The following is a 20,105-nucleotide window of genomic DNA, read 5'->3' on the forward strand; positions in this document are numbered from 1 at the left end:
TTTATCAGGTATAAAAAAACCCGCTCAATGAGCGGGTTTTCAAAACTTTAGCTGTACTTAATTCGAAAGAATTATAGTACGTCTACAGCGTTAAGGTCAGCGAATGCTTTCTCAAGACGAGTAACCATAGAAGCTTGACCAGCACGTAGCCATACGCGTGGATCGTAGTACTTCTTGTTTGGCGCATCTTCACCAGTTGGGTTACCGATTTGACCTTGTAGGTAGTCACGGTTTTCCGCTTCGTATGCACGGATACCATCCCATGTAGCCCACTGAGTATCAGTATCGATGTTCATTTTGATAACACCGTAGCCGATAGACTCTTGGATTTCTGCTTCAGTAGAACCAGAACCACCGTGGAATACGAAGTTTAGAGCGTTAGGTGCGATACCGAACTTCTCTGCACAGTATGCTTGAGAGTCACGTAGGATAGTTGGAGTTAGAACAACGTTACCTGGCTTGTATACACCGTGTACGTTACCGAAAGATGCAGCGATAGTGAAACGTGGGCTAACAGCACTTAGTTTCTCGTATGCGTAAGCAACGTCTTCTGGAGAAGTGTAAAGCTCAGATGCGTCCATATCAGAGTTATCAACGCCGTCTTCTTCACCACCAGTACAACCAAGTTCGATCTCGATTGTCATGTTCATTTTAGCCATGCGCTCTAGGTACTTAGCACATGTTTCGATGTTCTCTTCTAGAGACTCTTCAGAAAGGTCTAGCATGTGAGAAGAGAATAGAGGCTTACCAGTTTGAGCGAAGAACTCTTCACCAGCGTCTAGTAGACCGTCGATCCATGGAAGAAGTTTCTTAGCAGCGTGGTCAGTGTGAAGGATAACTGGAACACCGTAAGCTTCAGCTACAGCGTGTACATATTTAGCACCAGCTACAGCACCAAGGATTTGAGCGCCTTGACCTTCAAGTTTAACGCCTTTACCTGCGAAGAAAGCAGCACCGCCGTTAGAGAACTGAACAACAACTGGAGACTTAACTTTTGCAGCTGCTTCTAGTACTGCGTTTACAGAGTCAGTACCTACAACGTTTACTGCTGGAAGAGCAAATTTGTTTTCTTTTGCTACTTCAAATACTTTCTGTACGTCATCGCCAGAAATTACACCAGGTTTTACAAAATCGAAGATCTTAGACATGGAAATAGTCCTATTTATTCTATCGTTTTAAGATTAAAAAACTTAAGTTTAAAAACTTGCAAACGTTTGCTCACAACTTATGCCATTCTAGCAAAAAAGTGTGACATGCAGCAAACGTTAAAGGCGGGTATAGTCACCCGCCTTCATATTCATTACGCCTTAGCGCGCTCTTCTAGCATAGCAACTGCTGGAAGTACTTTACCTTCAACGAACTCAAGGAAAGCACCGCCGCCAGTAGAGATGTAAGAAACGTCAGCTTTGATACCGAACTTGTCGATAGCTGCTAGCGTGTCACCACCACCTGCTACAGAGAAACCTGCAGACTCAGCGATTGCTTTAGAGATACCAGCTGTACCCGCTTCGAAGTTCTTGAATTCGAATACGCCTACAGGGCCGTTCCAAAGGATAGTTTTAGCGTTGCCGATGATTTCAGCTAGAGCCGCTGTTGATTCAGGACCTAGGTCGAAGATCATGTCGTCGTCTGCAACTTCAGAAACGTGCTTAATTTCAGCTTCTGCGTTCTCATCGAATGCTTTTGCACATGCTACGTCAGTTGCAACTGGGATAGCACACTCTTTCATTAGCTTTTGAGCTGTTTCAACTAGGTCTGCTTCGTATAGAGACTTACCTACGTTGTGGCCTTCAGCAGCGATGAACGTGTTCGCGATACCACCACCAACAACAAGTTGGTCAGCAACTTTAGATAGAGACTCAAGAACAGTCAGTTTAGTAGAAACTTTAGAACCACCAACGATAGCAACTAGTGGACGCTCTGGGTTATCCATTGCTTTACCTAGCGCTTCTAGCTCAGCAGCAAGAAGAGGACCAGCACATGCTACAGGAGCGTGAGTACCAACACCGTGAGTAGATGCTTGTGCACGGTGAGCCGTACCAAATGCATCCATTACGAAGATGTCACATAGAGATGCGTATGCTTTAGATAGCTCTTCTTCGTTCTTCTTCTCGCCTTTGTTGAAGCGAACGTTTTCTAGAACTACAAGCTCACCAGCGTTCAGCTCTAGGCCGTTTAGGTAATCTTTTGCTAGTTTAACGTCACACTCTAGAGCGTCGTTTAGGTAGTTAACTACAGGTTGTAGAGAGAACTCTTCGTTGTACTCGCCTTCCGTTGGGCGACCAAGGTGTGAAGTAACCATTACTTTTGCACCAGCTTCTAGACAAAGCTTGATAGTTGGTAGAGATGCAAGGATACGAGCATCTGAAGTTACTTTACCGTCTTTTACTGGTACGTTTAGGTCAGCACGGATAAATACGCGTTTACCTGCTAGTTCCAGGTCAGTCATCTTGATCACAGACATGATTTGTCCTCTCAAATTTAAATAAATATAAAGTTTTGGAAACTCAGCAACCCTGCTAAGCCTATAAATTCTTCAACTGGTCATAATATGTGGATACTTAGCATTTATTTCAAGCTTAAAAATAAATAATCCGCATATTTGCTTCCGGGCCTTACTTCTCGCCTTCAGAAGCTTGCATTGCAAGTACCGTATCCAGCATTCGGTTTGCAAAGCCCCATTCGTTATCACACCACACTAGCATTTTCACTAAGTGGCCGTTGCTCACTCTGGTTTGAGTACCATCAACAATCGCGCTATGGGGATCGTGATTGAAGTCGATGGATACGAGCGGCGCTTCAGTATAGTCAACGATGTTGTGTAATGTACACTGAGATGCGTTAACAATGGTTTGATTTACGTCATTAACTTTCACATTCGTATTAATTGTGACACTTAAATCCATTGCTGTAACGTTAACCGTTGGTACTCGCACAGAAATCGCTTCAAACTTGTTAGAAAGTTTCGGAAAGATTCGCTCAATACCTTTATGTAGCTTGGTATCTACAGGGATGATCGATTGACTCGCCGCGCGAGTACGACGGAGGTCACCGTGGTAGGCATCGATAACCTGTTGGTCATTCATTGAAGAGTGAATCGTGGTGATAGTGCCAGAATCGATACCAAAGGCTTCATCAAGAACCTTGATGATAGGTACGATACAGTTGGTGGTACAAGAACCATTGGAAACAATGCGGTCACTGGCTTTGATGGTGTCATGGTTAACACCATAGATAATGGTGTTATCGAGGTCATTGGCACCAGGGTGTGAAAACAGCACCTTTTTAGCGCCGGCTTCGATATGAGCAAGACCATCAGCGCGGCAACCATACACGCCGGTACAATCAAGTACGATATCCACTTCAAGATCGCGCCAAGGGAGTAGGTCAATTTCAGCTAAGTGGAGAATACGAACAGTATCGATTTCACCACTTCCATGATGAATATAAATATGCTCTTGATCGTTCGAGATTTTCTTGCCGAAACGGCCGTGACTGGTGTCGTATTGAAGCAGATGAGCCATAGCGTCAGGTTGTGCTAACTCATTAACTGCGACGACTTTGATTTGTTGGCTCTTGCCACTTTCATAAAGCGCTCTTAGAACATTGCGCCCTATTCTTCCAAATCCGTTGATTGCGACTTTTAGCATAGTTCCATACATCTAACCAAAATTTCGTGCAACAGATGATAACTGAATCCTACCCAAAAGGCATTAGTTGAGTGATCTAACTCGCTAAAAATAATTTGTTGCAGCCAATAAAAAAACCGAGCTATTAAAGCTCGGTTTTCTATTTTTAGTTCGGGGCAATAACTTAAGCTAGAAGCTCTTTTGCAGTGTTTACTACGTTTTCTGTAGTGAAACCGAACATCTTGAATAGCTCACCTGCAGGTGCAGATTCACCGAACGTAGTCATACCGATGATCTTTCCACCGAAGCCAACGTACTTGTACCAGAAGTCAGCGATACCCGCTTCTACAGCAATACGTGCAGTTACGTCAGACGGAAGTACAGACTCACGGTACTCAGTGTCTTGCTTGTCGAATGCATCTGTAGATGGCATTGAAACAACGCGTACCTTCTTACCTTCAGCCGTTAGCTGTGCTGCTGCTTCTACTGCTAGCTCAACTTCAGAACCTGTTGCGATAAGGATAAGCTCTGGCTTGCCTTCACAATCTTTCAGGATGTAAGCACCTTTCGCGATGTTCGCTACTTGCTCTGCATCACGATCTTGCTGTGCAAGGTTTTGACGAGAGAAGATTAGAGACGTCGGTGCGTCTTTACGCTCGATAGCCAGTTTCCAAGCAACTGCAGATTCAACTTGGTCACATGGGCGCCATGTGCTCATATTTGGAGTCAGACGTAGAGAAGCCATTTGCTCAACTGGTTGGTGAGTTGGGCCATCTTCGCCAAGACCGATAGAGTCGTGCGTGTAAACTTGGATGTTCTGAACTTTCATCAGAGCAGCCATACGCATTGCGTTACGAGCGTATTCCATGAACATTAGGAATGTTGCGCCGTATGGTACGAAACCACCGTGAAGCGCGATACCGTTCATGATAGCCGTCATACCAAATTCACGTACACCGTAGTGGATGTAGTTACCAGAGAAGTCATTTGCTTCAAGTGATTTAGAACCAGACCACATGGTTAGGTTAGAAGGCGCTAGGTCAGCAGAGCCGCCCATGAATTCTGGAAGCATTTGACCAAACGCTTCTAGTGCGTTTTGAGATGCTTTACGTGATGCGATGTCCGCAGGGTTAGCTTGCAGATCAGCAATGATTGCATTTGCTTTCTCTTCCCACTCAGCAGGAAGGTCACCGTTTAGACGACGCTTAAGCTCAGCCGCTTCTGCTGGGTAAGCTGCCGCGTATGCTTCAAACTTCGCGTTCCAAGCCGCTTCTTTCTCAGCGCCTGCTTCTTTCGCATTCCACTCAGTCGCGATATCTGCTGGGATTTCGAAAGGACCGTGTTCCCAACCCAGTGCCGCTTTTGTTGCTGCGATTTCATCAGCGCCTAGTGGAGCACCGTGACAATCGTGCGTACCCGCTTTGTTTGGAGAACCAAAACCGATGATCGTTTTAGTACAGATAAGCGTAGGACGAGGGTCTGCTTTAGCCGCCTCGATTGCAGCATTGATCGCTTCGATATCGTGACCGTCTACTGCTGGGATTACGTGCCAGCCGTATGCTTCAAAACGCTTAGGCGTGTCGTCAGAGAACCAACCTTCAACTTCACCATCGATAGAGATGCCGTTGTCATCCCAGAAAGCGATAAGCTTACCAAGACCTAGCGTACCTGCTAGAGAACATGCTTCGTGAGAGATACCTTCCATCAGACAGCCATCACCCATGAATGCATAAGTGAAGTGGTCAACGATGTCGTGGCCTTCTTTGTTGAACTGAGCCGCAAGTGCTTTCTCAGCCATCGCCATACCAACTGCGTTAGTGATGCCTTGACCTAGAGGACCTGTTGTCGTTTCGATACCTGGTGCGTAGCCATACTCTGGGTGACCTGGAGTCTTAGAGTGCAGTTGACGGAAGTTCTTAAGATCTTCGATAGATAGCTCATAACCGCTTAGGTGAAGCAGAGAGTAAATTAGCATTGAGCCGTGGCCGTTTGACAATACAAAACGGTCGCGGTCTGCCCACTCTGGATTTGCTGGGTTGTGGTTCAAGTGACCACGCCAAAGAACTTCAGCGATGTCAGCCATACCCATAGGTGCGCCTGGGTGGCCTGAATTAGCTTGTTGAACACCGTCCATACTAAGTGCGCGGATTGCATTTGCGAGATCTTTACGAGAAGGCATGTCTGCTCCTGAGTGCATAAGCGATTTGAAAAATAGAAAGTTTTGCTAGTTATTAGCGCGGTTATTCTCTCAAACGGCTATGGCGACTGCAAACGTTTTACTGAGGTTTTCAGCGTCAGTTTTCGCACTTTTACAACATTTCCCTTAATTTGAAGCAGCTAGGTTCGATAGCAAAGCAATCGTTTGGTTATGACATATCATAAAAAAGAGCTTGTAATTCGACCGTTGGAATTTAGAATAGACGTCTAGATGTAGAAACACCTACAGAAATTATTGAATTTAATCTCGGCGCAGCCCTCTGCGACGCAGATAGAAACTTTGCACCTAATACTAAAAGTGGAGTTCTCATGGCTAAGCACCTTTTCACTTCTGAATCTGTTTCAGAAGGCCATCCAGATAAAATTGCAGACCAAATCTCTGATGCTGTTCTTGATGCCATCCTAGAACAGGATCCAAAAGCACGTGTTGCTTGTGAGACGTACGTAAAAACGGGCATGGTTATGGTTGGCGGTGAAGTAACAACGTCTGCATGGGTTGATATCGAAGAGATCACTCGTGAAACAGTTCGTGAAATTGGTTACGTTCACTCTGATATGGGCTTTGATGCTGACTCTTGTGCAGTTCTAAACACAATTGGTAAACAGTCTCCAGACATCAACCAAGGTGTTGATAAAGCTGACCCTAAAGAGCAAGGCGCAGGCGACCAAGGTATCATGTTTGGTTACGCGACTAACGAAACTGAAATCCTAATGCCAGCTCCAATCACTTACTCTCACCTTCTTGTTAAAAAGCAAGCTGAAGTACGTAAGAGCGGCAAGCTAGACTTCCTTCGCCCAGATGCGAAATCTCAAGTTACTTTCCAATACGACCAAGGCAAGATCGTTGGTATCGATGCTGTTGTTCTTTCTACTCAGCACTGTGATTCAGTAACAACACCTGACCTACGTGAAGCGGTAATGGAAGAGATCATCAAGCCAGTACTGCCTTCGGAGTGGATCAACAAAGACACTAACTTCTTCATCAACCCAACAGGCCGTTTCGTAATCGGTGGCCCAATGGGTGACTGTGGTCTAACGGGTCGTAAGATCATCGTTGATACCTACGGCGGCGCAGCGCGTCACGGTGGTGGTGCATTCTCTGGTAAAGATCCATCAAAGGTTGACCGCTCTGCAGCATACGCAGCACGTTACGTTGCGAAAAACATCGTTGCAGCTGGCATGGCTGATCGTTGTGAAATCCAACTTTCTTACGCTATCGGTGTTGCTGATCCAACATCTATCATGGTGGAAACGTTTGGTACTGAGAAAGTATCACACGACATCATCATTGAAGCGGTTCGTCAGAACTTCGACCTACGCCCATACGGCCTTCAAGAGATGCTGAACCTTCTTCAGCCTATCTACAAGCAAACTGCAGCTTACGGCCACTTTGGTCGTGAAGAGTTCCCTTGGGAAGCAACGGACAAAGCAGCAATCCTTGCAGACTTCGCTGGCCTAAAATAATTTAGTCGCCACAAAAGCTCTCTTTAAAGCCCTTACTCTTTAGTAAGGGCTTTATTTTTTATATAGTTAACCAATCTTATCCCCTTTTTCTCATCTCACTCCCTTGCTACGCAACGCGTAAAAACACATCAGATAATTTGTGTTTTTTGATAGTAGTGACAATAGTTAAAGTACTCCTAGGCGATCAAGCTCACATTTGGTGCAACAACTGGTTAGGTTACACCCCATTAGGAAACACGAGACAACTCTCTAGGACATGCTATTTCAATAACAACTCAACCAAGACGACTCGCTGCCAGCCGCTGTGAGAACCAACGAGGTTGAATCTAGGACGTTATTTTAACTAAGGGGAAGTTATGCCTCGTACCGCAAATCCATCCGATTTTAAAAAAGACAAACATAGGGTGAGTGATAGTGAATACGCTCGCACTATTCCATGTAATCAAGTCAGTATTTCTGCGCCCTTTCATTGGCTTTCGCTAGCACTCCACGACCTAGTGCGTATGCCGATGATCAGCGCGTTTTATGGTTTGTGTTTTATGGCTGCTGCTGTTGCGATTGTTCAGCTGGTTCAGTGGCAAGGCACGCACCTAGTGGTCATGCCGAGCCTGATTGTATACATGCTGATTGGGCCATTTTTAGCGCTCGGCTTATATGATGCGAGCTGGGAGAGAGAGAAAGGACACAATGCCAGCCTGTTCCACTCCATGAAAGCCATCACACGCAATTCTACGCACCAATGGGCTTTTGCCGTGGTGTTGATGGTAGCGATGATTTTCTGGATGAGAATCGCCGCGCTACTGCATGCACTCTACCCATCGGTACAAGGTGCACCGCTCGCTGAGTTTGCCCCATTCCTAATAACAGGATCCGTGGTGGGCTTTGTGATTGCTAGCCTCATTTTCAGTATCTCAGCCTTCTCTATTCCGCTAATGATGGAGCGTCGCGTTGATGTCATGAGTGCCATCTTCACCAGCTTCAATGCCGTGAAATCAAACCTACCTGCGATGGTAGTTTGGGCTGCTATTATCTGTGGCGGTATCTTAATTGGTTTTGCTACTTACGGTGTCGGAATGATCGTTACCATGCCGCTGCTTGGCTACGGTACATGGCACGCCTACCATGAGACCATCAAAAAGAACCATCACACGTAATACCTGACCTAATTTAAGACCAATGGTAGGATAAGGCCTTAGCATCAAGCTAAGGCCTTTTGTTTGGAGTCTCATCTTTGTCTTACAGCTCACTACATCATCGCGCTAACAAGAAATTGGCCGAGTGCATCACCATTGCAAATCAACACTTCTCGCGCCAATTTCCTATCCCAAAACTCACCTATCAGGTACGCGGAAAGGCAGCGGGCAAGGCTTATCTCCAACTCAACGAGGTCCGCTTAAATTCGGTGCTATTCAGCGAAAACCAGGACGCCTTTATTGACGAGGTGATCCCTCATGAGGTTGCGCATCTCATCACTCACCAAGTGTTTGGTCGTGTGAAGCCACACGGTAAGGAGTGGCAGTATGTTATGGAAGGCGTGTTTAAGGTTCCTGCAAAAACGACACACAGCTTTGCCGTGGCCTCTGTTCAAGGAAAGACGTTTGAGTACTACTGCGGTTGTACTCACTATCCATTAACTATTCGCCGCCATAATAAGGTTCAACGTAACCAAGCAAGCTATCGCTGTCAGCAGTGTCATCAGCTACTCACATTTACAGGAAAACAGCTGAGTTAGGCACAAAATTCCCGTGTAAAGAATGTAATAGAGAAAAGTGTCATTTGAGTGCTAGACTGATAATAATCATACTTTTATCAGTCTTTTTTATATGAAAAAATCACCCTCAAAAGCATTTGGCCCATTGGTGTCTTTTTGCCTTTCAGTACTATTTGGCCTACTGGTAACCCAAAGCGTTTTCGCCGCACCTCCAAGCTCTTTTTCCAAAGCCAAACGAGAAGCCGTGAAAATCTACCTTGACCATCCAACCTCTTTTTATTGTGGCTGTGACATTACTTGGAAGGATAAAAAGAAAGGCATTCCAGACCTTGAAGGCTGCGGTTATAAGGTAAGAAAGCAGCAAAAACGCGCCTCTCGTATTGAATGGGAGCACGTGGTTCCAGCTTGGCAATTTGGCCACCAGCGTCAATGTTGGCAAAATGGCGGCCGCAAGAACTGCACTCGCAATGACAAAGTCTTCAAATCAATGGAAGCCGACCTCCATAACCTCACTCCTGCGATTGGAGAAGTGAACGGTGATCGCTCTAACTACAACTTCAGTCAGTGGAATGGCATGGATGGGGTGAGCTATGGGCAGTGCGAGATGCAAGTGAACTTCAAACAGCGCAAAGTGATGCCACCAGACAGAGCAAAAGGCTCTATCGCGCGCACTTACCTTTACATGAGTAAAGAGTACGGCTTCAAGCTCTCTAAACAGCAAACCAATCTAATGATGGCGTGGAACAAACAATTCCCTGTCGATGAGTGGGAATGTACTCGTGACGAGCGCATCTATGCTATCCAAGGCAACCATAACCCGTTCGTTTACGAGAGCTGTAAATAACCCTTCTCATCCCTGTTAATCTATGTTCTAGACGCGAGAGTTTCAAATTCCCTTGAAACTCTCGCGTCACCCTTGTTTTTTCAATGAAAAGCATCCATGTTAGGCTGAGATACTAAACACCAGATAAACTATTTACAGGTTAACCAACATGAGAATCCCTCGAATTCACCACCCAGAGCCCATTCAACAATTAGGTTCTCTTGCACTTGGCGAGGATGCTGCAGGGCATGTTGGGCGCGTTTTACGCATGAAAGAGGGTCAAGAGGTTCTGCTTTTTGACGGCACTGGCGCTGAATTTCCTGCGACCATTTCTGAAGTCTCTAAAAAGAATGTCACTGTCGATGTGACAGAGCGCATCGAGCGCAGCAGTGAGTCACCATTGGACCTACACCTTGGTCAGGTTATCTCACGTGGCGATAAAATGGAGTTCACAATCCAGAAGTCTGTAGAGCTTGGCGTTAACACCATCACACCACTTATCTCTGAACGCTGCGGGGTAAAACTTGATGCTAAGCGTTTTGAGAAGAAACTCGCTCAGTGGCAAAAGATAGCTATTGCAGCTTGCGAACAGTGTGGACGCAATACCGTTCCTGTGATTCGTCCAATCATGCAGCTTGAAGAGTGGTGCAGCGAACCAAGTGAAGCATTGAAGCTTAACCTACACCCGCGAGCGAAATACTCCATCAATACCCTGCCAGAACCAATTAGCAAGGTCCGCCTACTGATTGGCCCGGAAGGTGGACTGTCTGCTGAAGAGATCAGCATGACCGAAGAATACAAATTTGAAGAGACGCTGCTTGGTCCACGTGTACTACGCACTGAGACAGCGGCTCTTACCGCAATTACAGCTTTACAAGTTCGTTTCGGCGATCTTGGTTAAACGGAGAAAAATAATGATCAAACTCGGTATCGTGATGGACCCTATCTCGTCCATCAACATCAAGAAAGACTCTAGCTTTGCCATGATGCTTGAAGCGCAACGCCGCGGTTACGAAATCCACTACATGGAAATGAACGACCTTCACCTAGATCAAGGTGTTGCGATTGCCGACACTAAAGTCGTTGAGCTAAAAGAAGATCCAAACGGCTGGTATGAATTCAAATCAGAACAAACGATCGCTTTGGCTGATTTAGATGCAGTGCTAATGCGTAAAGATCCTCCGTTTGATACAGAATACATCTACGCGACTTACATCCTAGAGCGCGCAGAAGAAAACGGTGCTCTAATCGTAAACAAACCACAAAGCCTACGTGACTGTAACGAAAAGCTCTTCACCGCTTGGTTCCCAGAGCTAACGCCAACCACTATCGTGACGCGTAAAGCAGAAAAAATTAAAGAGTTCCGTGAGAAGCACGGTGATGTGATCCTTAAGCCTCTTGATGGCATGGGTGGTGCTTCTATCTTCCGCGTTAAAGAAGGCGATCCAAACGTATCAGTGATCATCGAGACTCTGACCAACCACGGCCAAAACTACGCAATGGCTCAAACATTTGTTCCAGACATCAGCAATGGTGACAAGCGTATTCTTGTGGTTGATGGTGAACCGATGCCTTACTGCTTAGCGCGCATCCCAGCAAAAGGCGAAACACGCGGTAACCTAGCAGCAGGTGGTACAGGTGAAGCTCGCCCTCTTAGCGACACAGATTGGGAAATTGCAAAAGCGGTTGCACCAACCCTAAAAGAGAAAGGACTGATTTTTGTTGGTCTTGATGTGATTGGTGATAAGCTAACAGAAATCAATGTGACTAGCCCAACCTGTATTCGTGAGATTGAAGGTGCGTTTGATATCTCAATCACAGGTAAGTTAATGGACGCAATTGAGCGTCGTGTTAGCGCAAAATAACCTAAGCTAATAATTAGATAATAATATTAGCTGACCGAGTTAGCATAAGAGCGGCACCATGCCGCTCCTTTTCCCTTTAGAGCAGGAGGTACTATGAATCTAACCAACCATTTTCTGGTCGCGATGCCCGGAATGAAAGATCCTTACTTCCAAAACTCGGTGATTTACCTTTGTGAACATAATGACGAAGGGGCGATGGGCTTGATGATCAATGCTCCAATCAATGTCACCGTAGGTAATATGCTCAAACAAGTCGAGATTGATGCAACTCAGCCAAAGCTCAATCAAGCAAGCCTTGATAAACCAGTCTTAAGTGGCGGCCCCGTTGCCGAAGACCGTGGTTTTATTCTGCATAAACCCAACGGTAGTTACCAATCTAGCATTAGCATGACAGACCAACTCTCAGTCACAACATCTCGTGATATTCTGACCGTCCTAGGCACTGAAGACGAACCACAGCATTACCTCGTCGCTCTAGGCTATGCTGGTTGGGAGCCGGGGCAACTTGAGACAGAGTTAACCGAAAACTCGTGGCTTACCGTTGAAGCGGATCCTAAGGTGATTTTTGACACTCCTATTGGCGAGCGTTGGAAGGTCGCTGTTCAGATGCTAGGTATCAACGCGGCGCAACTCTCAGCAGAGTCTGGTCACGCATAACCCCTATCCCCGTAAATTTGGAAAAATTATGTCACGCACGATTATGGCATTTGACTACGGTACTAAGAGTATCGGTAGTGCGATCGGTCAAGAAATTACCGGCACAGCAAGTCCACTGAAAGCATTCAAAGCAAAAGATGGCATCCCAAACTGGGACGATATTGAAAAGCAAATCAAAGAGTGGCAACCCAACCTTATCGTTGTGGGCTACCCAACCGACCTTCACGGCAAAGAGCTAGAAACCATTACCCCGAGAGCGAAAAAGTTCGCTAACCGCCTTAAAGGCCGTTTTGGGGTTGATGTGGAGCTGCATGATGAAAGACTATCAACTGCAGAAGCACGTTCTGAACTGTTTGATATGGGTGGCTACAAAGCGCTGAGTAAAGGCAACGTAGATAACCAATCCGCGGTCGTGATTCTCGAAAGTTGGTTTGAAGCACAATATTCATAGCAGAAATTAAGTGGTCAAAAATTCGACTTTTTTGTGATCTAACTCATACTTAATGGCGTAGTACTGATGCTATTCATATTAAAAGTGGGAGTTCACATGAAAATTTTTCTAGTTATCTTTGCCGCTCTAACTATCTCAGCGTGCAGCTCTACAGGTTCCTCAAGTGCAGGGTACAGTAACGACAGTGCCGCCTTTGGGTCGGGTAACCTTTACTACGACGATAGTCGTCGCTCACACGGTTCTATAGGTAGCAACTAACGAGCCCTTCACAACAGAGGTCAGTGTTTGCACGCAAACACCGACCTCTATCGTTACTATTCCATATCAATCTTAACGCCCGCCAAAGCGCCTGTACCGTAGTCGTTATCGCCACGCTGAGTCTTAAGCATAAGTCTCAGATCATTTGCTGAATCGGCACTGTGGAACGCATCCTCTTCACTGATTTTTCCGGCGATAACTAAATCATATAAGGCTTGATCAAAGGTCTGCATACCGATCTCTTTCGATTTCGCCATGGTCGCTTTTAGCTCATGCAGATCGCCTCGGCGGATCAAGTCGGACACTCGTGGACTATTCAACAGAATCTCAAACACACCATGACGACCACTGCCGTTCTTATCTCGAATTAACTGTTGTGCTACCACACCACGCAAGTTCATCGACAAATCAAACAAGAATTGTTCTTTCTGCTCTTTGGGCACCAAATGGAGAATACGTTCTAACGCTTGGTTAGCATTGTTGGCGTGCAGTGTTGCCATACATAGATGCCCAGTCTCTGCGAACGTCATCGCGTACTCCATCGTCTCTCGGCTACGGATCTCGCCAATCAAGATCATATCAGGAGCTTGACGAAGCGAGTTCTTCAGCGCCACTTCATAGCTTTCGGTATCCAAGCCAACTTCTCGTTGAGTCACAATACACTTCTTATGCTCATGCACAAACTCAATCGGATCTTCTACTGTCAGAATATGACCCGAACGATTGGCATTGCGATAACCCGTCATTGCCGCCATTGACGTTGACTTACCAGAACCAGTTGCACCAACCACCAGCACCAAACCACGTTTAGCGATCGACAGGTCTTGCAGCACATCAGGAAGCTTTAACTGTTCGAAGGTTGGGATATTGGTTTCGATACGACGAATTACTGCGCCCGGTAGCTCGCGCTGGAAAAAAGCGCTGACACGAAAACGGCCACTATCACGGACGATCGCAAAGTTTGCCTCACGGGTTTGACGGTATTCGTCACGACGCTCTTGGTCCATCATCGCATCAAGCAAATGCGAGACCTGAGCTGCGTTGAGCGTGTCCCCTTGAGGGCGCAATTCACCGTCCACTCGAAACAACACTGGCGCATCAACGGTAATGTAGAGATCAGACGCTTTCTGCGACAACATCCCTTCGAGAATTTGATTTAATTCCATTTTGGCTACCTTTTGCTAGAACAGTGCTGTCTCTATTTCAATTTTCTTTTGTACTTCATCCGAATCCACCACACCTTGAGCGATCAGCTGCTTAGCGTTTTGCTCCATGGTTTGCATGCCATGTGCCGCACCGGTTTGAATGATTGAATACATCTGAGCGACTTTATCTTCACGAATCAGGTTACGAATCGCAGGGGTCGCCATCATGATCTCATGACACGCGACTCGTCCACCACCAACACGCTTAAGCAGCTTCTGAGCAATCACCGAACGCAAGGATTCAGAAAGCATCGAGCGCACCATGTCTTTATCACTGCCTGGGAACACATCAATAATACGGTCGATGGTTTTGGCCGCAGAACTCGTATGCAGAGTACCAAATACAAGGTGACCGGTTTCTGCCGCGGTCAATGCTAAGCTGATTGTCTCTTGGTCACGCAGTTCGCCTACTAAGATGACGTCTGGGTCTTCACGCAGTGCACTACGCAGCGCCGCTTTAAAGCTATGAGTATCACGATGTACCTCACGCTGGTTAACCAAGCATTTGTTATTGGTATGAACAAATTCGATAGGGTCTTCAATGGTCAGGATATGCTTATTGTAGTTACGGTTTACGTAATCCACCATAGCCGCAAGCGTCGTCGATTTACCCGAGCCAGTAGGGCCTGTTACTAGCACCAAACCCTTCTCAAAGTTAGCAATCTTTTCAAAGATATCAGGGGCACCTAACTGCTCTAGTGTTGGGATCTCTACTGGGATTGTTCTAAATACAGCAGAGCAACCACGAGCTTGGTTAAATGCATTAACACGGAAACGACCAACATTCGGGAGCTCGAATGAGAAATCGACCTCGAGCTTTTCTTCAAATTCACTGCGTTGTGCATCGTTCATGATCTCAAAAACCAACCGGTGAACATCAGCATGACTCAAAGCCGGAATTCCAAGCTTCCTAACTTCACCATCTATACGTACCATTGGAGATACACCTGCAGAAAGATGTAGATCTGATGCATTATGCTTTACACTAAAATCCAGTAACTCAGTGATATCCATTTATTTTCCCTTAAGTAAAGTCAGCTATGAGTAGTATTCAACAAAATATCGAGCAAATCACCTCGCAGATCAGAACTGCTGAGAAAAAATGTGGCCGAACTCCAGAGTCCGTGCAACTTTTAGCCGTTAGTAAAACAAAACCGAATGACGCGATCCTTGAAGCGGCACTCGGCGGGCAAGTTGCCTTTGGTGAAAACTACGTTCAAGAAGGTGTAGATAAAGTAAAACACTTTTCAGAACAACATTCTAACCTTAATTTGGAGTGGCATTTTATTGGTCCGATACAATCCAATAAAACGCGACCAATTGCAGAAAATTTCCAGTGGGTGCACTCTATTGAGCGCGATAAGATTGCCCAACGCTTGAATGACCAACGCCCTACGCATTTAGAACCGCTGCAAGTCCTTATTCAAGTAAATACCAGTGGCGAAGACTCTAAATCAGGCGTAGATGAAGACTCAGTTTTTGCTCTGGCAGAGTTGATTTCATCACTGCCCAACCTCACTTTAAGAGGATTGATGTCAATTCCTGCTAGCGTTTCAGACTATCAATCTCAATTGGCTGCGTTTAACCAGCTTGCTCAGCTACAGCAAAAGTTGAGTACCAAGTATGCAAACATCGACACTCTTTCGATGGGCATGAGTGGCGATATGGAAGCAGCAGTAGAGGCAGGAAGCACCATGGTTCGCATCGGCACGGCGATATTTGGTGCGCGTAATTACGCAAAATAGTTTTAATCGTATTATCTCATCAGCGTTCAACTGGTGATGAAGCTCAGGATTGTATATATGGAACATAAGAACATCGCCTTTATCGGCGCAGGCAACATGGTACGTTCTATCGTGGCAGGTTTAGTCGCGAGTGGTTACCCTGCTGATAAAATTACCGCGACAGCACCATCAGAAACGCGCAGAATACCGCTTGAAAAAGATTACGGTATTAATACAACCAGTAACAATATCGACGCAGCCACGCAGGCTGACGTAGTGGTACTCTCCGTAAAACCACAAATGATGGAAGAGGTGTGCAAGCCACTGCAGCAGGTCGACTTTGGCAACAAACTTGTGATCTCAATTGCAGCCGGTATCAACGCGACTCGCTTCGATGAAATGCTAGACTCTTCATTAAGCTTGGTTCGAGTGATGCCAAATACGCCATCATTAGTCGGTAAAGGAATGAGTGGTCTCTATGCTAACGTGAGAGCAACAGAGCAAGATAAGGCCTTTGCCGCTCAACTGATGCAAGCCGTTGGTAAAGTTACTTGGGTTGCTGAAGAATCAGGTATCAATAACATCATTGCAGCCGCAGGTAGCGCACCTGCTTACTTTTTCCTATTCATGGAAGCGATGCAAGCAGAGGCCATTAAACAAGGCTTTGAGCCAGAAACCGCTCGCCAATTGGTTCAGCAATCAGCATTGGGCGCCGCAGAGATGGTCGTCGCGAACCCAGAAACTGAGCTTTCGACATTGCGTGAACAGGTGACATCAAAAGGTGGCACAACGGCAGAAGCTCTGCGCACCTTTAATGAACACCAACTATCAGACATCGTTGCTAAAGCCATGCAGGCCGCGGTTGCGAGAGCTGAAGAGATGGAAAAACTATTCTAAGAACAACGTAGCGCTCAACGGAGCGCTATACATTACTCCGAAAAAGGAACCAATATGAACTCGATGAGCTTTCTGATCTCGACCGTTTTTGATCTCTATATCATGGTGGTGATCTTGCGTATCTGGCTGCAGGCGTCACGCGCTGACTTCTACAACCCATTCTCACAATTCATCGTAAAAGCAACCCAACCCGTTGTCGCGCCACTGCGTCGCTTTATTCCATCAATTGGTAGCATCGACATGGCGACTGTGTTGTTTGCTTATGCTCTGTGCGTATTGAAGTTTGTCGCGCTTAACCTGATCATTTCTGGTGGTGCTGCCGTATTTGATATCAGCTTCCTGATCTTTGGGGCGCTATCACTACTCAAAGCCGCTGGTGGCCTGCTGTTCTGGGTACTATTGATTCGTGCAATCCTAAGCTGGGTTAGCCAAGGCCGCAGCCCAATTGAGTATGTATTCCACCAATTGACAGAGCCAATGCTGATGCCAATTCGTCGTATCTTACCTGAGATGGGTGGCTTCGACCTGAGCGTACTGGTTCTGTTCATTGTGCTGCAGTTTGCCAACTTCTTGATGGGCGATCTTATCGGTCCAATCTGGTTCCAACTGTAATGTCAGTGGCCGTATGGAGAGAAGAAGATGATATTCTTCTGCGGCTCTACATCCAGCCAAAAGCAAGCCGCGATAAAATCGTTGGCTTACATGGCGAAGAGTTAAAAATAGCCATCACGGCACCACCCGTTGATGGCAAGGCCAACGCCCACTTAACCAAGTACTTATCGAAGCAGTTCAAAGTCGCTAAAGGGCTGGTTAAGATCGAAAAGGGCGAGCTAGGCAGACATAAACAAATTCGAATATGCTCTCCTAGCCAAATACCGACCGAAATTAAAGCCATCTTGTGATGGCTTTTTGTTATTTACTGGAGTCATTATGCGTTTATGGATTACTGCACTACTCACAAGCTTGATTGCCCTACCTACTTGGGCGGGTCAATTTAAAAACATCAAAGATGTCGAGGTTCACTACTCAGCATTCAACTCGACATTCCTAACTGCGCAAGTTGCTAAGCAATACCAACTCAAACGAAACGGCTACTCTGCTATCCTGAATATCAGCGTTCTAGACACCTCAGCACTAGGCAAACCCGCCACGACTGCTAAAATCTCTGGAACTGCAAAAAACTTAGTCGGCAATACCCGTACACTGAACTTTCGTGAAATCAAAGAAGGCGATGCGATTTACTACCTCGCAGAGTTTCCGATCACTCACGAAGAGAACATCACGTTTGATATCGACGTTGATTCAGGTTTAACCGGCGCTGGCCCACTTCGTTTTAACCAAAAATTCTATGTTGAAGACTAAGCGCTTCACCTCCACCTTTTAGATTTAGAGTTACCCCAATGAATAAGATCGTTCTGGCTACAGGCAATCAAGGTAAAGTTCGTGAAATGGCAGATCTGCTGTCTGATTTCGGTTTTGAAGTTCTTGCACAAAGTGAGTTCAACGTTTCTGAGGTTGCCGAGACGGGTACTACCTTCATCGAGAATGCGATCATCAAGGCTCGTCACGCCGCCAAAGAGACAGGCTTAGCTGCGATTGCCGATGATTCAGGTCTTGAGGTCGATTTCCTCAAAGGCGCACCGGGCATCTACTCAGCACGTTACGCGGGTGAAAAGGCCTCTGATCAAGAGAACCTTGAAAAGCTACTTAAAGCGATGGAAGGTGTGCCAGAAGCCGATCGTACCGCCCGCTTCCACTGTGTTTTAGTATTAATGCGTCACGAAAACGATCCAACACCTATCGTTTGTCATGGCAAATGGGAAGGTCGCATCTTAACTGAAGCGCATGGCGAGAATGGCTTTGGCTACGACCCAGTATTTTTTGTGCCGGAGGATAACTGCGCTTCAGCGGAGCTAGAACCACCGCGCAAAAAGCAGCTATCTCATCGAGGTAAAGCTCTAGCAACACTATTTAAGACGCTGCAAGAGCAAGCAAAATAATGAGCCAAGCAACTCTGACTCCACCAGCTCTGAGTCTTTATGTACACATTCCTTGGTGTGTACAGAAATGCCCATACTGTGATTTTAACTCTCACGCCCTCAAAGCGGATGTGCCAGAGCAAGAATATATCGACGCCCTACTGGAAGACTTAGATACCGATATTGAGAAGTATCAACTCAATGCGGCTCCTCGTCCTCTGCACTCGATTTTTATCGGTGGTGGCACACCAAGCCTGTTCTCACCTCAAGGTATCGAGAGAATGCTTAAGGGGATTGAACAGCGTATCCCTTTCAAGGCTGATATCGAGATCACCATGGAAGCGAACCCGGGCACTATCGAAGCTGAGCGCTTTGCAGGTTACCGAGAGGCTGGGGTCACGCGTATCTCGATTGGAGTACAGAGCTTTGAGCAAGAGAAATTGGAACGACTAGGACGTATTCACGGGCAAGATGAGGCGGTTAATGCCGCTCATCTTGCACACAAGATTGGTCTTAATAGTTTTAATCTCGATCTAATGCATGGCTTGCCGGATCAAAGCATTGATCAAGCACTGGCCGACTTAGATAAAGCAATCGAACTCGATCCGCCACATCTATCTTGGTATCAGTTGACCATAGAACCCAACACTATGTTCTACTACAAGCCGCCAACGCTACCGGATGATGATGACCTTTGGGACATCTTTGAGTTAGGACATAAGAAACTCGCCAACGCAGGTTATGTGCAATACGAGATCTCTGGCTACAGTAAGCCGGGCTATCAGTGTCAGCACAACCTCAACTACTGGCGCTTCGGTGACTACTTAGGCATCGGCTGTGGCTCACATGGTAAGCTGAGCTTTAGTGATGGACGCATCATCCGTACCACTAAGGTGAAACACCCTAGAGGCTACCTTGCTGCGTATCAGAACCTCACTAAACCGTACCTTTCAGACGAATTTGTCGTGGCCGATGAAGACAGGCCATTTGAGTTCTTTATGAACCGTTTCCGCTTGATGGAGGCATGTCCAAAGCAAGATTTCTTGGATACGACTGGTCTGGGCTTTGAAGCGATTCAAGAGACCATCAACTGGGCAATAGACTTAGGGTACTTGCAAGAAACCGAGACGCATTGGCAAATCACTGAGAAAGGTAAGTTGTTCCTCAATGACTTGTTAGAAGCGTTTATGGCGGAAGAAGACGAATAAATTCGAGATTCGAGATT

At 46.2% G+C, this 20,105-nt stretch carries 22 protein-coding genes; 16 read left to right on the top strand and 6 right to left on the bottom strand.

Going from position 1 to position 20,105, the window contains the following annotated elements:
• Positions 1–71: 71 nt before the first annotated feature.
• The 4 genes from fbaA to tkt form a co-directional block, all read right to left on the bottom strand.
• Positions 72–1,148 (bottom strand): class II fructose-bisphosphate aldolase, encoded by a 1,077-nt coding sequence (gene fbaA / locus KI655_RS20020; RefSeq protein ID WP_032549831.1) that lies wholly within the window; start codon positions 1,146–1,148, stop codon positions 72–74.
• A 152-nt stretch (positions 1,149–1,300) separates the two neighbouring features.
• Positions 1,301–2,464, bottom strand: a complete 1,164-nt coding sequence (locus KI655_RS20025) for a phosphoglycerate kinase (protein ID WP_032549832.1) — start codon at positions 2,462–2,464, stop codon at positions 1,301–1,303.
• A 151-nt stretch (positions 2,465–2,615) separates the two neighbouring features.
• Complete coding sequence (gene epd / locus KI655_RS20030) at positions 2,616–3,650, bottom strand: erythrose-4-phosphate dehydrogenase (RefSeq protein ID WP_285408164.1); 1,035 nt, start codon at positions 3,648–3,650, stop codon at positions 2,616–2,618.
• 163 nt (positions 3,651–3,813) lie between these two features.
• Complete coding sequence (gene tkt, locus KI655_RS20035) at positions 3,814–5,808, bottom strand: transketolase (protein WP_285408165.1); 1,995 nt, start codon at positions 5,806–5,808, stop codon at positions 3,814–3,816.
• Between the two features lie 347 nt (positions 5,809–6,155).
• Here tkt and metK point away from each other — a divergent pair, with 347 nt between their 5' ends.
• From metK to KI655_RS20080, 9 genes are all read left to right on the top strand, one after another.
• Positions 6,156–7,310: a methionine adenosyltransferase gene (gene metK, locus KI655_RS20040; protein ID WP_239841265.1), complete on the top strand. Its 1,155-nt coding sequence runs from the start codon at positions 6,156–6,158 to the stop codon at positions 7,308–7,310.
• 356 nt (positions 7,311–7,666) lie between these two features.
• Positions 7,667–8,464 carry a DUF2189 domain-containing protein gene (locus tag KI655_RS20045; RefSeq protein ID WP_285408167.1) on the top strand — a complete coding sequence of 266 codons (798 nt, stop codon included), beginning with the start codon at positions 7,667–7,669 and terminating at the stop codon, positions 8,462–8,464.
• 77 nt (positions 8,465–8,541) lie between these two features.
• The gene (locus KI655_RS20050; protein WP_285408169.1) at positions 8,542–9,042 is read left to right on the top strand and encodes a SprT family zinc-dependent metalloprotease; all 501 of its coding nucleotides are present in this window, start codon (positions 8,542–8,544) and stop codon (positions 9,040–9,042) included.
• Between the two features lie 91 nt (positions 9,043–9,133).
• A complete protein-coding gene (locus tag KI655_RS20055) occupies positions 9,134–9,865 on the top strand; it encodes an endonuclease (RefSeq protein WP_285408170.1) in 732 nt (243 codons plus the stop codon).
• Between the two features lie 148 nt (positions 9,866–10,013).
• Positions 10,014–10,745, top strand: coding sequence for a 16S rRNA (uracil(1498)-N(3))-methyltransferase (gene rsmE, locus KI655_RS20060; RefSeq protein WP_285408171.1), 732 nt, complete (start codon positions 10,014–10,016; stop codon positions 10,743–10,745).
• 13 nt (positions 10,746–10,758) lie between these two features.
• Entirely contained in the window at positions 10,759–11,709 is a 951-nt protein-coding gene (gene gshB / locus KI655_RS20065) for a glutathione synthase (RefSeq protein ID WP_285408173.1), read from the top strand.
• Between the two features lie 93 nt (positions 11,710–11,802).
• Positions 11,803–12,366 carry a YqgE/AlgH family protein gene (locus tag KI655_RS20070; RefSeq protein WP_285408174.1) on the top strand — a complete coding sequence of 188 codons (564 nt, stop codon included), beginning with the start codon at positions 11,803–11,805 and terminating at the stop codon, positions 12,364–12,366.
• Between the two features lie 28 nt (positions 12,367–12,394).
• Positions 12,395–12,817: a Holliday junction resolvase RuvX gene (gene ruvX, locus KI655_RS20075; protein WP_261903175.1), complete on the top strand. Its 423-nt coding sequence runs from the start codon at positions 12,395–12,397 to the stop codon at positions 12,815–12,817.
• Between the two features lie 96 nt (positions 12,818–12,913).
• A complete protein-coding gene (locus tag KI655_RS20080; RefSeq protein ID WP_285408176.1) occupies positions 12,914–13,075 on the top strand; it encodes a hypothetical protein in 162 nt (53 codons plus the stop codon).
• Positions 13,076–13,131: 56 nt separating this feature from the next.
• Here KI655_RS20080 and KI655_RS20085 read toward each other — a convergent pair whose 3' ends face one another.
• Both KI655_RS20085 and KI655_RS20090 read right to left on the bottom strand, forming a co-directional pair.
• Positions 13,132–14,241: a PilT/PilU family type 4a pilus ATPase gene (locus tag KI655_RS20085; protein ID WP_285408177.1), complete on the bottom strand. Its 1,110-nt coding sequence runs from the start codon at positions 14,239–14,241 to the stop codon at positions 13,132–13,134.
• A gap of 15 nt (positions 14,242–14,256) precedes the next feature.
• The gene (locus KI655_RS20090; RefSeq protein ID WP_285408179.1) at positions 14,257–15,294 is read right to left on the bottom strand and encodes a type IV pilus twitching motility protein PilT; all 1,038 of its coding nucleotides are present in this window, start codon (positions 15,292–15,294) and stop codon (positions 14,257–14,259) included.
• Positions 15,295–15,320: 26 nt separating this feature from the next.
• Between KI655_RS20090 and KI655_RS20095 the strand changes: the two genes are divergently transcribed.
• From KI655_RS20095 to hemW, 7 genes are read left to right on the top strand one after another with little or no spacing between them, the layout of a single operon-like run.
• Complete coding sequence (locus tag KI655_RS20095; protein ID WP_285408180.1) at positions 15,321–16,025, top strand: YggS family pyridoxal phosphate-dependent enzyme; 705 nt, start codon at positions 15,321–15,323, stop codon at positions 16,023–16,025.
• Positions 16,026–16,082: 57 nt separating this feature from the next.
• Entirely contained in the window at positions 16,083–16,901 is an 819-nt protein-coding gene (gene proC / locus KI655_RS20100; RefSeq protein WP_285408181.1) for a pyrroline-5-carboxylate reductase, read from the top strand.
• 54 nt (positions 16,902–16,955) lie between these two features.
• Positions 16,956–17,513, top strand: coding sequence for a YggT family protein (locus KI655_RS20105; protein WP_285408182.1), 558 nt, complete (start codon positions 16,956–16,958; stop codon positions 17,511–17,513).
• On the top strand, positions 17,513–17,803 hold the full coding sequence (gene yggU, locus KI655_RS20110) for a DUF167 family protein YggU (protein ID WP_285408184.1): 291 nt from the start codon (positions 17,513–17,515) through the stop codon (positions 17,801–17,803). Before KI655_RS20105 ends, yggU begins: the two co-directional genes overlap by 1 nt.
• Positions 17,804–17,831: 28 nt before the next feature.
• Complete coding sequence (locus tag KI655_RS20115; RefSeq protein WP_285408186.1) at positions 17,832–18,263, top strand: DUF4426 domain-containing protein; 432 nt, start codon at positions 17,832–17,834, stop codon at positions 18,261–18,263.
• 38 nt (positions 18,264–18,301) lie between these two features.
• Positions 18,302–18,901, top strand: a complete 600-nt coding sequence (locus tag KI655_RS20120; RefSeq protein ID WP_285408187.1) for an XTP/dITP diphosphatase — start codon at positions 18,302–18,304, stop codon at positions 18,899–18,901.
• On the top strand, positions 18,901–20,088 hold the full coding sequence (hemW, locus tag KI655_RS20125) for a radical SAM family heme chaperone HemW (RefSeq protein ID WP_285408189.1): 1,188 nt from the start codon (positions 18,901–18,903) through the stop codon (positions 20,086–20,088). Before KI655_RS20120 ends, hemW begins: the two co-directional genes overlap by 1 nt.
• The last annotated feature ends 17 nt before the right edge of the window (positions 20,089–20,105 follow it).

The sequence above is a fragment of the Vibrio sp. D404a genome, assembly GCF_030248535.1.
Classification (GTDB): Bacteria; Pseudomonadota; Gammaproteobacteria; order Enterobacterales; family Vibrionaceae; genus Vibrio.